This window comes from Muriicola sp. E247 (genome assembly GCF_041358175.1).
Taxonomy (GTDB): domain Bacteria; phylum Bacteroidota; class Bacteroidia; order Flavobacteriales; family Flavobacteriaceae; genus Muriicola.
In genome coordinates, this window is the sequence record NZ_JBGKBE010000001.1 from 782,166 (window position 1) to 797,929 (window position 15,764).

Below are 15,764 nucleotides of genomic sequence, written 5' to 3' on the forward strand. Positions count from 1 at the left end.
CTTTAAACTTCTTTAAAGAACACCTATACTCTTTTCAGATTCCCAACAGTACTTTGGCGATGGTAAAATAAATAAGGATACCAAAGATGTCATTGCTGGTTGTGATAAACGGACCGGTGGCTATTGCCGGATCAATACCTCGTTTATGGAGAAACAAAGGGGTGAAAGTACCTATTATTCCGGCTACAACTATGACAGTAATCAGTGAGATAGAAATGGCGAGTGCAGTAATAAAAGTTCCTTTCCATACCCAGGTAAAAAAGAGAAGGACTATGGCCAGGATAACCCCATTGAGCATGGCGAGCAACATCTCCTTCACCAATCTATTCCCTATACTCCCTTTGAGATCATCGTTGGCAAGACCCTGAACGATAATGGCACTGGATTGAACCCCTACATTTCCGGCCATGGCCGCAATTAAAGGCGTAAAAAAGAAAAGTATTGCATGTTTGCTGATCATCTCCTCAAAACCGCCCATGATGGCTGCTGCACCCAGCCCTCCCAGCAGGCCTAGAAACAACCAGGGTAATCTGGCACGAGTAAGGATCCAAATGCTATCGTCGGCTTCCACGTCCTGCGAGATACCTGCCGCCAATTGGTAGTCTTTTTCGGCTTCCTCCCTGATCACATCCACAATATCATCGATGGTAATCCGACCTACAAGTCGGCCTATCTCATCCACTACAGGAATCGCTTCCAGGTCGTATTTAGACATGATTTTGGCCACTTCCTCAGGCTTCTCGTTCACATTCACCGAGTCTACTTTGGGGATATAAACATCTTTAATGGGATTGGTCGTGGAGGTCGTCAACAGATCCTTCAAGGAAAGCCTTCCTTTTAATTTTTCTTCGTCGTCAACCACATATATAGAATGCACACGGGTAACGTTTTCTGCCTGAGCCCTCATTTCCTTTACACAGCGCAGAACCGTCCAGTTCTCATTGACTTTCACCAATTCCTTCGCCATCAGTCCGCCTGCAGAATTTTCATCGTAACGCAACAGGTCAACGATATTCCTGGCGTGCTCCTTGTCTTCTATTTCTGAAATTACTTCCTGGATAATTTCCTTGGGAAGTTCTCCGACAATATCTGCTGCATCATCGGTATCCAGTTCTTCCAGTTCCTCGGCAATTTCTTTGGATGAGAGATTGTTAAGTATGGCTTCCCTAACGTCTTCGTCGAGTTCGGTAAGGACATCTGATGTTTTGTCGCTGTCGAGGAGTTTTATAAGGTAGGTTGCCTGCTCTTCACTTAATTCATTGGCAATTTCTGCCACATCGGCAAAATGCACCTCCTTCATCAAATCGATCAAAGCATGCTCGCTTTGCGCATCGATCAACTCAGCGATTTGGTCGAGAAGTTCTTCTGTGAGTTTAAAGGGTGTCATTTGCTATCTTCTTCGTCAACGAAATAAATTCGGTAACTCCAAGTTGTTCCGGACGTCGGTCAAAGATAGCATCTTCTTTTAGATTATCGGAGAGGTTGAAAATTTTTAAACTATTCCTGAGGGTCTTACGCCTTTGGTTAAAAGCGGTTTTGACTACCCTGAAAAACAGGGCTTCATCGCAGTTGAGGTCCCACTTCTCTTTTCTGGTTAAGCGAAGAACACCCGACTGAACTTTTGGGGGTGGGTCAAAGACTTCGGGGTGTACTGTAAAAAGATATTCTGCGTCGTAAAAGGCTTGAACCAGGACAGAGAGGATACCATACGCCTTACTCCCTTCTTTCTCGCATATCCTCTTGGCGACTTCCTTCTGAAACATTCCGGAAAATTCCGGGATTTGATCCTTGTATTCTAGCATCCTGAAGACGATCTGTGTTGAAATATTGTAGGGGAAATTCCCGATGATAGCAAAGGGCCGGTCTCCGAAAATATCACGGATATTGGCCTTGAGAAAATCGGCCTCTATCACTTTAAATGATTTCTCTCTCACAAATAGCTCGGGATGTTCAAGGGGAAAGCTATGGTTGAGATAAATGATAGAATCTGCATCGAGATCCATGGCCACAAGGTTGATGTTTTTTTGAAGCAAGTACTTTGTCAAAACTCCTGTGCCCGGTCCTATTTCAAGTACATGTTCATACCCATTTAGAGAAAGTGTCTCTGATATCTTCCTGGCGATCTCTTCATCTTTGAGAAAATGCTGTCCAAGATGTTTTTTTGCCTGAAACGGACTATCTTCCCGATCCCCGTTCCTGAATTTTTTTCTCGATTTTGAATGAGATCGGTTACGTTTACCCATGAAAGTCACTTGAATTCAATATGTTTTTTCCGTATAAACCCAGGCCCTGATACCAGATGCGAGAATTACTTCCTTTCTTTGATAAGCCCGCCCTTCGTATGCATCTACGAGCTGTAGTTCTTCCTGACTGATAATATAGACAACACCATCCACCCTGTCATTTTGATCTGCCGACTTTTGAATCGTGGGATATAGGCCTCCAACCTTACCTGCTGAGATACTATGCGATTTTAAATAATCTTCTTGGCCCTTAAGCCCCCTTGAGAAAACCATCTTTTGAACTTCGGGATCCTGTAGGGTTCCGTAAGCGAATAAATGGGTCGTTGCACTTTTGATCGGAGCTTTTTCAATCGTGATTACCTGGAGTTCAGTCCTGAAGGCGACAAGGGCATTGCCAAAGCGTTGCATTGTTTTATTTCTCATGCGCTCAGCATCTTCCCTGTAATAAGCATCCAGGGTCTTCCTGTCGCTCACCTTGTATTGCACAGAATAAGTAATGCCTCCCATTTCTTCATCCACCAGGACTCTGGTCATGGTGGCCTCAAGAAATTTCCCGGTTTCCAGAACTTCCGGGATATGTGTGCTTTTCATCCATTCTAGCCATTGAAGGTGAACGGAATCCTCAACATTAATAGTGACATTATAAATTAGCATATAATTCCAGATATTTTATTCGGAGATTCGTCAATTTATGATATCACCTCTGAGCATTCTAAAATTCTTTCGTGCTTGCGGGAAGAAATAGCTATCCTGATAATTGTATAATATCTTTTCGTAATGATATTTTGCTTTTTCAGGTTGATTCAATGTTTCTCTGAACAATTCAGCCATGGCAAAATGTGCATCATCAGCAAGGATATCATCAGCATAAAACTCTACAATCTTAGTATAATTAAAAAGTGCGGAATCATAGTTTCCTGCCTTTACAAGAAGTTCAGCCTGTTTTAACAGGGCTTCATCTTCAATTTTTTCTCCTTTGTGTTGTTGCAGGATTTCCTCAAGGACGGATACAGCTTCTTCATTTTTGTTTTGATAGGCAAGCAAGTCGGCCTTTGCGTATTTCTTCAGGGCAGTCTGTGTGGAATCTTCAAAGGAATTATCGGAAATTAACAAACTCAATTGCATAGCATCATTAGCAATAAGTTGAGATGTTGAACCCCGCAATACTTTTAATTGAGTAAGTGCCCAATCAAAATCCCCTTTATAGAAACTGGTCTGGGCAACTTTAAAGCGTGCTTCCTGACCGAGTACATCGTTTTTAAGGTTTTTCTGTATTTGCGAAAAATAAATAAGGGCCTCATTAAATTTCTGGTCGAATACCAGGATGTCTCCCAATGCCATTTTTATATATGCTTCCCCGTATTTAGCCAAAGGGAGTTCAAGTGATTTTTTTAGGATAGGAATGGATTTTCCAGATTCATTTTTTCTAAAGGTGAGGAAGTTGGCATAAGCAACTTGTAATTGAAGCGTATTGGGTTGATATCCGTATTCGGAAACCAGTTCCTGGTATTGCTTATCAATTCCCGGATAATCTTTTTCAGAGCTTGTGATCAGTTCGATATCCAAAAGATTGAGCTGTGCATTGAGTCGTGTAACCTGATCCGTGCTATTCTTTTCGATATAGCGGAAGATATCGACAGCAATTTGGAGAGCCTGGTTTTCCAGTGCACTGGCACCAAGTGCTTCCAGTCTTTCCATGGAAACTTCTCCGGTTCGTTTATAGATGGCTTTTTCCTGGATAAAAGCGTAGTTGAATTGTTTTTGCTGTACAAACAACCAACTCAGCAATTCGTTCCATAAGACAGATGGTTCTTTTTGCGCTTTTTTGAGAGCTACTTCCCTCAATAACTGATTATTTTCATTATTGGGATCCTCGGTGATAAAATCACTTATCCTTCCTATGACGTTGCCAAGGGTAGATCTCCCATTACCCAACAGTTCCATATAGGCCTCAAACATCTGTTTTATCTTACCCTGTTCACCGTAGATAAGCGCAATCTGGAAGTAATAATCGAGCTGTGGGTTTAATTCCATGGCCCTTTCAAAGGCTTTAAGGGCATAATCTAATAGAGCAAATCGTTGAAAACCAACACCTATTCCATATCCGTAATTAGGATTTTTTTCTATTGAGGCGAGGGCCTTGTCATAATATTCCCCGGCTAAAGAAATCTTATCCTGCAAACGGTAATTATACCCCAGTTCTATATAAATAGTGGGGTAAGCACTACCAGAATCTAACCTGTTGAGGAGGAAAGATTCTGCCTTGTCATAGGCCTCGAGTTGCTGGTAACATCGAACCATGCTTTCTGCAAAGTCCATCCTCCTCGGATTCTCAGCTACGAGTCTTTCATAAAATACAAGGGCTTTTTCATATTCTCCATCATTGAAATACTGTTTAGCCAGAAAATCGTCCTGACTCAACAGGGGAAGAGAAGTGACAAAGCACAACCAGAAAATTAGGGCTTTCATCATGGGTCTTTCTCAAAGGTAACCTAATCACGGAAGAAAAACTATCAAGGAAATCTTAATCTATAATCTCAAAACCAGTATATGGGACTAAAACTTTTGGGACTTTGATTCCATTTTTAGTCTGACAATTTTCCAGTATTCCGGCCAGAACCCTCGGGAGAGCCAAAGAGCTGCCATTCAGGGTATGGGCTAATTGAGTCTTTCCGTTTTTGTCTTTGAACCTGAGTTTTAGACGATTAGACTGATAGCTTTCAAAATTAGACACGGAGCTTATCTCCAGCCATTTATCCTGAGCAGTAGAGAACACCTCAAAATCGTAAGTAAGTGCTGAAGTAAAGCCCAAATCTCCCCCACAGAGTCGAAGAATTCGGTAGGGAAGTTCCAGTTCTCGAAGTATCTCCTGAATGTGTTTTACCATATCGTCAAGGGCTTTGTAGGAATTTGATGGCTCTTCTGCCCGTACTATTTCCACTTTGTCGAATTGGTGTAATCTGTTAAGTCCCCTTACATGTGCGCCGTAACTACCTGCTTCCCTTCTGAAACAAGGGGTGTATCCGGTATACCGTACAGGAAGTTCATTATGGCTCAGGATGGTGTCACGGAGAATATTGGTTACAGGGACTTCTGCTGTCGGGATGAGATACAGGTCATCGGCGGTCACGTGATACATCTGACCTTCCTTATCTGGAAGCTGTCCGGTGCCAAATCCAGAAGCGGCATTCACCAGATGAGGCACCTGCATTTCCTGATATCCGGCTTCGGTATTCTTGTCGAGGAAATAGGAAATCAGGGCGCGCTGAAGGCGGGCACCTTTGCCTTTGTAAACCGGAAAACCAGCCCCGGTGATCTTTACTCCAAGTTCAAAATCAATGATATTGTATTTTTTTGCCAGCTCCCAATGAGGAAGTGCCCCATCAAACAATTCAGGTATTTCCCCTTCCCGCATTATCTCTTCGTTGTCTTCCTCAGAACTTCCAGCAGGAACCAGCTCGTGCGGAACATTTGGGATAAGAAAAAGGGCCTGGTCAAGGGCTGAGACCACCTCATTGAGCTCCTCGCTTAATTTTTTTGAATCTTCCTTAATTTGGATGGTCTGTTCTTTAAGCACGTTGGCTTCCTGTGCTTTGCCTGCTTTAAAAAGGTTTCCGATTTCTTTGGAAAGAGAATTTAACTGAGCAAGGGTACTATCCATCTGAGTTTGGATAGCCCTTCTTTTTTCGTCCAATTCGGATACCTCGTTGAGTAAAGGTTCTGCGTCCAGGTTTCTTTTTTTCAGGGCAGTAATAAGTTGCTCCTTGTTTTCCCTTATGGCCTGTAATACTAGCATTGAACTTTATTTAAGGCACAAATTTACGCTTAATTAGCGAAATTTGAGGATGGGCCCGGTAATGATTTTACGGAGTTCCCCAAAGCAGATGGAAGGATCCAATGATGATGTTTAAAGGGGTGCCACTCTTGAGCAGCAAGATCAACTGTGGAGTCGATAAACGGTTGCAGGGGACGGCCATTAATACTTACCCTCGCCCTGGCATAAACGGATATGTTTTGCCCTTGTTCAGCGTATTCCTGCTTTAAAAATTGAGCAAACTGCCAGATATAATCGGGATAGCAGGAAACTTTCTCCATTTGCTTGCGACTCAGGTAAAGTCCTGGAGTAATAGTTGTTGCCTCGCCTGTGTCCTTGTTTACAACCGAGTATTTAATAATTCCTGCTCTGGTTCTCAGCATCATTCTCCAGCTCATCCTGTGACCTTCCTCCGTCCATAAGACATCCCCAGGAATAAAATAATGTCTAAGAGGTAAGGCGATTTGTACAATGAAATAAATCCCGAGTCCGGCAAAAAGAAAGTTCCTGTATCGGGGTAGCTGCACCTCGTGGGCGGTATACAATTCTTTCTTTTTGAGGAAAATATTTCGAATCTGCCCGGGAGGAAAGAAAAAGACGGTAAAGGCAAGGGCCAGATAAGGAAAAATACCGATCTGAAATACGATGGAATTAAAAAGGTGAAAGAACAGGGAGAAATAAAACGCCAGTTTTCTTGTGCGTTTCCACAATAAGGCCGGAACGATGAGCAGGTCGAAAAGAATACCTATGATTGCAATGGCTGAGTGCACCAAGGGTTGCTGCAGTGCATCCCCGATCAGGGGATAGGCCGCTTTCCCTTTCATCAGGATGGCAATTATAGACAGATCGAGCCAGTCCCCGTATAGCTTTGCAATGGCCGCATACGTATAAACAATAAAAAGCTGAAAAATGATGGTCCACTTTACCCAGGCGGGCATGTGAAAGGAAACAAGGGAAGGATCAAGCTTAGTATCCAGGGAGGCATACCGATTAGCCGGGAGGAAACACATTAAAAAAGAAATGAGGATCAACAGGTAATAATGATTGTTGTATGCTGTTTTTTGCATGAGGTATACCGCGGTCCACAGAAGGGTAAAAAGGATGATGCTCGTCCTGTATTTATAACCCAGGGCTATAAAAATCCCCAAGAGACCCATAAACATGAAGTAGAAGTACATCCCATTTCCCGGGAGGGGTTGCAGCCATTCAAAACCAATAAAAGTAAAGGTAAATGAAGGCTCGATCAGGGTTCTTCTTACCCAGCCTGTAAGGATTGCTCCAAAACATTCAAGGCTGATCAGGATGCCAAAAAAAACACGGAACACAATTAGAGAGCTATTGTCTATCCGCTTAAAAAGCAACTGCTGTAACATCTATGCTGAGATTATTCTGCGAGTTGTAATTTGATCCTTATGAAGTTGTTCCTTTAGTTCATCCAGTGTATTGAACTTCTGTTCTTCCCTGATCCACTCCAGGATATTGACCTGTAGATTTTGGTTGTAAAGATCTTCCTCAAAGTCGAGGAAATTGATTTCAATACTCTGGTTTTCCCCATCTACGGTTGGATTATAACCAATGTTCATCATCCCGTAAACTTTCCTCCCCTTTAAATGACTTTCAATAACATAGGCACCATTTTTAGGGATGAGTTTGTAGGTTTCCTTAATCTTGAGATTTGCAGTGGGAAAACCGAGTTGCCTTCCCAGTCCCTTTCCTTTGATAATTTTACCGCTAAGCATATAACTGTAGCCCAGGTAAGCATTGGCAGTAGCCACATCGCCTTCCAGCAATGCATTCCGGATTTTAGTAGAGCTTACGGCTACGGCCTCGATCTCCTGTGCTGGGATTTCTTCCACCTCAAAATCAAGGGCGTTGCCAAAAGCAATGAGGTCATTGATATTGGCATTTCTGTTCCTGCCAAACCGGTGATCATAACCGATAATAATTTTTTTAGCGTGCAGTGCATTCACCAGCATATCCCTTACAAATGCTGTGGCACTGAGTCTGGAGAAGGTCTTTGTGAAGGGCTGTATGATTAAATAATCGATCCCCAGCTCTTCCAGGATCTTCTTCTTCTCTTCAATGGTATTGAGAAGTTTAAGATCTGAATCCTTTTGCAAAACCATTCTCGGATGAGGAAAAAATGTCAGCACAGCGGCTACCCTATCATGGAGTCTGGCATCATTTATGAGACGTTCCAGAATAAGCTTGTGTCCAATATGAACACCATCAAATGTACCAATGGTGATGACAGAAGCCTGGTTTTTATCGTATTTAGAAATGCTTTGAACCGTTACCACACAATATAAAGAATAAAAAGACTTATTTTTAAAGCTTTAAAGTCCCCGAATGACCACAAAACTACGTCTTGTTTTGTCAATAACCATGCTATTTGCCTGCTTTTACGTAGCCGGACAAACACAATATTGGCAATCTACCCAGGTACAAAACGCATTGTTGTCTTCTGATCTAAAGGGTTTAGAAGAAGAAAAAATACGGTTTTTTTCCCTTCAGGAATCAATTTTAGACAGGGAGTTGAAAAAGATAACTTCTAACGGTAAAGATCAAACACTAGTCTATTTTCCTGATGACAAAGGGCAGTTAATAGCTTTTCAGGTTGAAGAAACACCCGTGTTTTCCCCTGAACTCACGGCGCGATACCCTCAAATACGTTCATTTAGCGGTATTGGGATCAATGATAAAACCAAGAGGGTGCGATTTAGTGTTTCTCCCAAGGGGATTGAAGCCATGTTTGTGAGTCATGATGGAAATCAGAATCGATTTCTGCAAAAAGTTTCACCCCAAAGTAATGCCTATATTCTCTATGATAGAAAAGGATATTCAGGGGAGATGGAAAAATTTCTTTGTGAAACCGAAGACAAGCGTATTGCTGGAGCACAAAGCAGAACCTCCAAACTCATCGACGATCAACGCCTGAGGAAATATCGTATCGCAGTCTCAGCTACCGGAGAATACACGCAATTTCACGGAGGCACAGTGGCTGATGCACTTGCTGCAATAAATGCCACCCTCACCAGGGTTAATGAAGTCTTTAATAAGGATCTGGGAATTGAGCTGGAATTGGTCGCAAACAACGACCTTGTGATTTACACCGATCCAGATACAGATCCCTATCAAACAAACCTCAATACTGAAGTTCAGACAACCCTGAATAATGTTATCGGAGATCTGAACTATGATGTAGGGCATTTATTTCAGGAAGATGTAAATGGAGGAAATGCAGGTTTTATCGGGGCAGTTTGCCAGACCAATCAGAAAGGAAGTGCTTATTCCTCCTCGACCAATCCACAGGGGGATATTTTTGACCTTGACTACGTAGCACATGAATTAGGACATCAATTCGGGGCTAATCATACCTGGTCATTCGATTCAGAGGGTACAGGAGTGCAGGCTGAGCCCGCAAGTGGATCTACAATAATGGGTTATGCAGGTATTGTACAGGGAAACAACGTGCAGAATAACGGGGATGATTATTTTCATTATTACAGCATAAAGCAGATTTCAGAATACGTGCTTACCACAACATGCGCAGTAGAAACCGCTATAACAAATTCACCACCCATTATTACAACTCTTGATGATTATACGATTCCTAAAGGAACGGCATTTGTGTTGCCTGGAGAGGCTTCGGATCCGGATACGGGTGATGTCCTTACATTCTCCTGGGAACAGATTGATGACGGAGTGGTTACAACCGATACTTTCGGTCCACAGAATGCAAGTGGGGCTAATTTCAGGTCTTTACCCCCAACGATAGATTCAGCCCGCTATTTTCCAAGATTGTCCCGAGTGATCCAGGGGGACCTGACCCAGACCAGCCCTCCTATTAATTCTGCATGGGAAACGGTATCTGAGATTGAACGCGACTTAAATTTTGCGCTTACTGTAAGAGATAATGCAACTGGGGGGGGACAGGTCTCATCCGATGTTCTCAAAGTTCGGGTTAGTAACATCTCCGGTCCTTTTGTGGTAAACTCACAGGCTGCATCAGAAACTTATAGCGCCGGTACAATACAGACGATAAACTGGGATGTAGCAGGTACGGATGCGCCTCCTGTAAATGCTCAGTTTGTGGATATCTTCCTTTCTCTGGATGGCGGACTCACCTTCCCAATTCAATTAGAGGAAAGGGCTGCGAATGATGGCTCTCATGATGTACTGCTACCGGGAAATGCTACCACAACAGCCAGAATTATGGTAAAAGGGTATCAAAATGTGTTTTATGCAGTAAACAGTGCCAATTTTACTATTGAAGAGTCGCCCATAGTACTGAATTTTGATGACCTCGACTTTGATGTTTGCCAACCTGTAGATAAAGTGATCCCTTTTGTTTACGAAACCTACGGGGGGTTCAATGAAGAAGTAGTCTTTAGCGCCACCGGAGTCCCGCCCGGTATTGGGGTGTCATTCCTTCCTGGTACTGCTACCGATAACAATACTCCGGTAGATATGACTATATCCAATACAACGGCTGTATCTGAAGGAGTATATCCAATACGGGTGCTGGCTACAGCGCCTTCTTTTACCCGGGAAGTTACTATTGTTCTCACCATCTTGGATACGGATTTCCCTGAAGTTAGTTTGGTAACCCCAGCGAATTCAGCCACAGACATCCCTTTAAGGCCAATATTGAGCTGGGATACTCCGGCGATCAACAATTCCTATCAGATTGAAATAGCCACTGATGCCGCATTTACTTCGGTCATTGAATCAGCCACGGTCATTTTTAAAAATTATACCCCCGAAAACCTGGAGCCAGTTACTACCTATTACTGGAGAATCAAGCCCGTTACGAATTGTGGCGAAGGAGTATTTGGTAGTGCTTCCAGCTTTACAACTGTACCCGTTAATTGCAAGATGAAAAGTGCACGGGGTCTTCCTTTGTCGATCTCTTCAACGGGAACACCTACGGTACAAGCAAGTATAATGGTAGTTGACGATCTCCCGGTCTCAGACATCAACGTTTCTGTGAATATAGAGCACAGTTTCCTTTCCGATCTTATTATCAGTCTGATATCGCCTTCGGGAACAGAGGTTGTACTCGTTTCCAATTCCTGTTCTCAATTAGAAGATATAAATGCCATTTTTGATGATTCGGCCAGTCCTTTTGTCTGTAATGGCAATCCGGGGATAAATGGAACTGTTAAGCCTTTGGGATCTTTATCTTCATTTAACGGAGAATCTTCCTTTGGAGAATGGATTTTACTGGTAAGAGATACGGCGCCTGCCGACGGAGGTCTTATTCAGGACTTTACTTTGGAGCTATGTGTTGAGGGTGTTTTCAGACCGGATGCCGATGGAGATAATGTTTTTGACGATGGGGATGACCTCTGCCTGGGGACGCCACCGAATACTGAGGTCAATGCCGATGGCTGTCCGGTTTATCGCTTTGAACAGGATAATTTTAATATATCCTTAATGAGCGAGTCCTGTATCACTAATAACGATGGTCAGCTTGATATCACGGCGAATACTTCTCTGGATTACTCTATAGTGATCAGTGGGAATGGGGTGAATGAAACGGCCGATTTTAATACGAGCTACCAGTTGGGAGACCTTTCCTCCGGATCTTATTCGGCTTGTATCACAGGTACTGGTGGTAGTGTAACATATGAAGAATTTTGTATAGATTTTGTGATCTCAGAACCCGATCCTCTCGAAGTACTGATCGCCCTCGATCAGGATGCCTTACAGGCTATCTTGAGCCTGAGTGGGTCTGAGCTTTACAATATCGAGTTAAATGGAATACTTACTCAAACTGTTGATAAAGATTTTACACTTGGCCTGAAACCCGGTGTAAATACTATCAAAGTAACAGGAGCCCTTCCCTGTCAGGGTATATTTGAAGAGGTAGTTTTAATAGGGTCGGAACCCGTTTTATACCCCAATCCTTTTGTAAATGAACTCGAAGCTTATGTTCCTTATTCAGCCTCACCCGTAGAGGTGCAGGTCTATAATCTGCAAGGACAGCGGGTGTACTCAAAAACATACACTGCAGAGGATCAGCTAATCAGGATGGAATTGAACATTTTACCATCAGGAGTATATCTTTTACGACTTACAGGAGACGATATTAATTTTACAACAAAGGTCATTAAGCGATGAAAAGGATATTCATATTAGGTATCGGAGTACTGATCATTGCTTGCAGCAAGAAATCCCCCAAGCCACCGGAGGCAGCCGTACTGAGTTTTCCCCTGGAGAATTCGGAATGTACTACAGGAGTAAGCCTTAATACCACTACAAGTCAGGTAGAATTCCGATGGCTGGAAGCCAACCATGCCGACACTTATGAATTGAGGGTAACGAATATCCTTACCGGCATTTCGGTGACCAATGCTCCTACTGCAGCTTTGTCTGCGAGGCTTCCATTACTCAAAGGGGTTCCTTATCAGTGGCGAGTTACTGCCAGAAATGCCGAGACCCAGGAATCAGCGGTTAGTGAGGACTGGTACTTCTACAATGCAGGGGTACAGACGACCTATGCTCCTTTTCCGGCCGAAATACTTGAGCCGTCATCTGGGACTTCAGTAGTCCGGGATCTCAATAATCAGATTACCCTGAGCTGGTTCGGGGCTGATGTAGACAGCGATATTCAATCGTTCGAAGTTTATTTGGATACAGTTCAGGATCCTCAGCTCTTAGTTGCCTCTCCTTCGGTTTTTATTACAGATGTACAGGCTGATGTAGCGATAGACACGGTCTATTATTGGCGGGTAGTTACGATTGACCGGGAAGGAAATACCTCTGATTCGGGCACCTATTCCTTTAGAGTAATCAGATAATCAGGTGTTGTTAAAGGTATTCATTGTGACATTTACTCCCTGAAGGACAAAGGATTCTATCAGTTCTGCACAGCGATTAAGTCTTTCGGGAAGTGCTTTTTCTTCTTCTTCATTCCAATTCCCCAATACGTACTCAACCTGTCTTCCTTTGGGAAAATCAGATCCCAGGCCAAACCGGAGTCGGTTGTATTGGCTGGTTTGCAAGGTCTGCTGGACATCGGCCAGGCCGTTGTGCCCACCATCACTCCCTTTAGTCTTTAAACGAAGTGTTCCAAAAGGCAGGTTGATGTCATCCGTGATAATAAGCAGGTGTTCTTTGGGGATTTTTTCTTTTTCCATCCAGTAGTGTACTGCTTTGCCACTACGGTTCATAAAGGTAGAGGGTTTGAGTAGCAGAATACTACGTCCTTTGACCTTAAAGGATGTAGTAGCCCCAAGCTTATTCTGAGTAAAATCGAGTTCTTTTTTCTGCGCCAGATTATCCAGAACTTGAAAGCCGATATTATGACGGGTATTGTCGTAATCAGGGCCTATGTTTCCAAGGCCAGCTATCAGGAATTTTTTCATCTCGTCTTTTTCAGTTAGGACAGGTGAAGGCTTTTTAAATAGGAATGATAATAAGGAACGCATAGCAAAGTTAACACCCGGCTAAAATACAAAAGCATCCCAAGAAAATTTCCAGGGATGCTTTGCAATATTCTGTGAAGAGTTATTCGGCACCTTCTGCGGGAGTTGCTTCTCCTTCAGCTGGAGCAGCTTCCCCTTCTGCAGTAGCTTCTGCACCTTCAAGTTCCTCATCTCCTTCCTCCTCATCTTCAACAACAATTGCAGCACGAGCCGTTTTCACTTGTACTACCACCGTTGTTTCTGGGTGAAGGATAGCAAACTTATCATTCAAAAGAGATTCTACAGTGATATTGTCTCCGATCTTCAGGGTGGAGATGTCAATATCAAAGAAATCCGGCAAGTCGGCCGGCAATGCCTTGATGGCTAGTTTTCTCTTTCTGAATAGGAGTCGACCTCCATTTCTAACCCCGGGTGAATTTCCGTGTAGACGAACCGGGATATTCATCGTAAGTTCTTTGTCTTCAAAGAGCTGATAAAAATCGATGTGTAAGATATTATCAGTCACCGGGTGAAACTGAATATCCTGCATAATAGCATTCACCTTTTTGCCGTCTTCCATCTCAACCACAACAGTGTGGGCGTTTGGGGTGTACACTAAGTGTCTGAATGCTAGTTCATCTGCTGCAAAGTGCAATGGTTTCTCCCCTCCGTATACCACGCAAGGGACCTTTCCAGCATTACGTAGGGCCTTCGTTGCCTTCTTGCCCACGCTTTCTCTTTCTGATCCTTTGATTGTAATTGACTTCATTATATAGATTTAAATTGATATTTACATGATAAATTTTGAAGCGATAGAGGTATTGTGGTGAACGCGATGCATAACATCGGCGAACAGGTCTGCACAGCTCAATACTTTAATCTTATCGCTTTTTGGTCTACTCGGGATTGAATCGGTGATGATCAGTTCCTCGAGTTTCGAGTTTTTAATTCTTTCGTATGCATTTCCTGATAAGAGGCCATGGGTTGTGATTGCTCTTACACTCAGGGCGCCTCTTTCCATCATCAGGTCGGCTGCTTTGGTCAGGGTCCCTGCCGTATCAACCATATCATCTACCAATACGACGTTTTTTCCTTTTACCTCCCCAATGAGTTCCATATGGGAAATTTTATTGGCCTTAGCCCTTTGTTTGTAACAGATGACCACGTCACTGGACAGGGCTTTTGAATAGGCGTAAGCTCTTTTTGATCCTCCCATATCCGGGGAAGCGATGGTCAGGTTTTTTAGTTTGAGTTTTTCCAGGTAGGGCAGGAACAGGGTAGAGGCAAACAGGTGATCTACTGGTTTTTCAAAAAAGCCCTGGATCTGATCTGCGTGCAGGTCCATGGTGATAATCCTCGTCGCCCCTGCTGTTTCCAGCATTTTTGCCACTAGTTTGGCAGCGATAGGTACTCTTGGTTTGTCTTTCCGATCTTGTCTTGCCCAGCCATAGTAGGGCATTACAGCTGTAATATGCCTGGCTGAAGCCCTTTTTGCGGCATCGATCATCAGCAACATTTCCATAAGGTTTTCCGGCCCTGGATTTGTTGATCCGATAATAAATATACGGGTCCCGCGAATCGACTCCTCGAAGGAAGGTTGAAATTCCCCGTCGCTGTAACGCGAAAACAATACCTTCCCTAAGTCGGTTCCATACGACTTGGCAATTTTCTTCCCCAGCTCCATACTCTGGCTACAGGCAAAAATTTTCGGTTCTGGTACTTGATACGGCATAGGTAACAGCTTGTTCGCTAGTTTTTTACAGCGCCTTTTTCCAAAGGAGGTGCAAATTTATAAATTTATTTGTCTTAAGGCCGATAAATGGGTAGAATTTTAAGGGTGCAAACAAAATTATTTTTTAGCTTTGCAGACCCATTTGCCTCGGTGGCGGAATTGGTAGACGCGCTGGATTCAAAATCCAGTGATAGCAATATCGTGTGGGTTCGATTCCCACCCGAGGTACGGATAAACCGCAAAAAGAGCGAAATGCGAGCGAGCTTCTCAAAAGGAAGCTCGCTTTATTTTGAGGAGTGATGGAAGCGTTTTTTTGTGGTTTTCAAAACGAGCTAGAAGGGAAGCTTTCTGAAAGAAAGCAATCCCTGAGAGTTTTGATGCTTACTTTTAGCGCGTGACCTTCCTTCATTTGCCGTAGCGTTTCCTTTTGCGGTTTTCAAAACGAGCTAGAAGGGAAGCTTTCTGAAGGAAAGCAATCCCTGGGAGTTTTGATGCTTACTTTTAGCGCTTGACCTTCCTTCATTTGCCGTAGCGTTTCCTTTTGCGGTTTTCAAAACGAGCTA

At 43.3% G+C, this 15,764-nt stretch carries 12 protein-coding genes and 1 tRNA gene; 3 read left to right on the forward strand and 10 right to left on the reverse strand.

Annotated elements, in window-relative coordinates; genetic code table 11:
• Positions 1 to 34: 34 nt before the first annotated feature.
• Genes mgtE through ACA086_RS03475 form a run of 7 tightly spaced genes read right to left on the reverse strand, consistent with a single transcriptional unit; the run spans position 35 to position 8,357 of the window.
• Positions 35 to 1,387, reverse strand: a complete 1,353-nt coding sequence (mgtE, locus tag ACA086_RS03445; RefSeq protein WP_371001940.1) for a magnesium transporter — start codon at positions 1,385 to 1,387, stop codon at positions 35 to 37.
• Positions 1,374 to 2,243: a 16S rRNA (adenine(1518)-N(6)/adenine(1519)-N(6))-dimethyltransferase RsmA gene (rsmA, locus tag ACA086_RS03450; RefSeq protein ID WP_371001941.1), complete on the reverse strand. Its 870-nt coding sequence runs from the start codon at positions 2,241 to 2,243 to the stop codon at positions 1,374 to 1,376. Before rsmA ends, mgtE begins: the two co-directional genes overlap by 14 nt.
• 15 nt (positions 2,244 to 2,258) lie before the next feature.
• On the reverse strand, positions 2,259 to 2,897 hold the full coding sequence (locus ACA086_RS03455) for a DUF4286 family protein (RefSeq protein WP_371001942.1): 639 nt from the start codon (positions 2,895 to 2,897) through the stop codon (positions 2,259 to 2,261).
• Between the two features lie 30 nt (positions 2,898 to 2,927).
• Complete coding sequence (locus ACA086_RS03460; RefSeq protein WP_371001943.1) at positions 2,928 to 4,715, reverse strand: tetratricopeptide repeat protein; 1,788 nt, start codon at positions 4,713 to 4,715, stop codon at positions 2,928 to 2,930.
• A 52-nt stretch (positions 4,716 to 4,767) separates the two neighbouring features.
• The gene (gene serS / locus ACA086_RS03465; protein ID WP_371001944.1) at positions 4,768 to 6,039 is read right to left on the reverse strand and encodes a serine--tRNA ligase; all 1,272 of its coding nucleotides are present in this window, start codon (positions 6,037 to 6,039) and stop codon (positions 4,768 to 4,770) included.
• Between the two features lie 29 nt (positions 6,040 to 6,068).
• Complete coding sequence (locus ACA086_RS03470) at positions 6,069 to 7,430, reverse strand: HTTM domain-containing protein (protein WP_371001945.1); 1,362 nt, start codon at positions 7,428 to 7,430, stop codon at positions 6,069 to 6,071.
• Entirely contained in the window at positions 7,431 to 8,357 is a 927-nt protein-coding gene (locus tag ACA086_RS03475; protein WP_371001946.1) for a bifunctional riboflavin kinase/FAD synthetase, read from the reverse strand.
• A gap of 49 nt (positions 8,358 to 8,406) precedes the next feature.
• On the opposite strand from ACA086_RS03475, the gene ACA086_RS03480 reads away from it, so the two are divergent.
• Both ACA086_RS03480 and ACA086_RS03485 read left to right on the forward strand, forming a co-directional pair.
• Entirely contained in the window at positions 8,407 to 12,183 is a 3,777-nt protein-coding gene (locus tag ACA086_RS03480) for a reprolysin-like metallopeptidase (protein WP_371001947.1), read from the forward strand.
• A complete protein-coding gene (locus ACA086_RS03485) occupies positions 12,180 to 12,863 on the forward strand; it encodes a hypothetical protein (RefSeq protein WP_371001948.1) in 684 nt (227 codons plus the stop codon). The genes ACA086_RS03480 and ACA086_RS03485 overlap by 4 nt, the downstream gene beginning before the upstream one ends.
• Here ACA086_RS03485 and pth read toward each other — a convergent pair whose 3' ends face one another.
• From pth to ACA086_RS03500, 3 genes are all read right to left on the reverse strand, one after another.
• Entirely contained in the window at positions 12,864 to 13,493 is a 630-nt protein-coding gene (gene pth / locus ACA086_RS03490) for an aminoacyl-tRNA hydrolase (RefSeq protein WP_371001949.1), read from the reverse strand.
• Between the two features lie 79 nt (positions 13,494 to 13,572).
• Positions 13,573 to 14,238 carry a 50S ribosomal protein L25/general stress protein Ctc gene (locus tag ACA086_RS03495; protein WP_371001950.1) on the reverse strand — a complete coding sequence of 222 codons (666 nt, stop codon included), beginning with the start codon at positions 14,236 to 14,238 and terminating at the stop codon, positions 13,573 to 13,575.
• 21 nt (positions 14,239 to 14,259) lie between these two features.
• The gene (locus tag ACA086_RS03500; protein WP_371001951.1) at positions 14,260 to 15,201 is read right to left on the reverse strand and encodes a ribose-phosphate pyrophosphokinase; all 942 of its coding nucleotides are present in this window, start codon (positions 15,199 to 15,201) and stop codon (positions 14,260 to 14,262) included.
• A gap of 144 nt (positions 15,202 to 15,345) precedes the next feature.
• Here ACA086_RS03500 and ACA086_RS03505 point away from each other — a divergent pair.
• Positions 15,346 to 15,429, forward strand: a tRNA-Leu gene (locus ACA086_RS03505).
• The last annotated feature ends 335 nt before the right edge of the window (positions 15,430 to 15,764 follow it).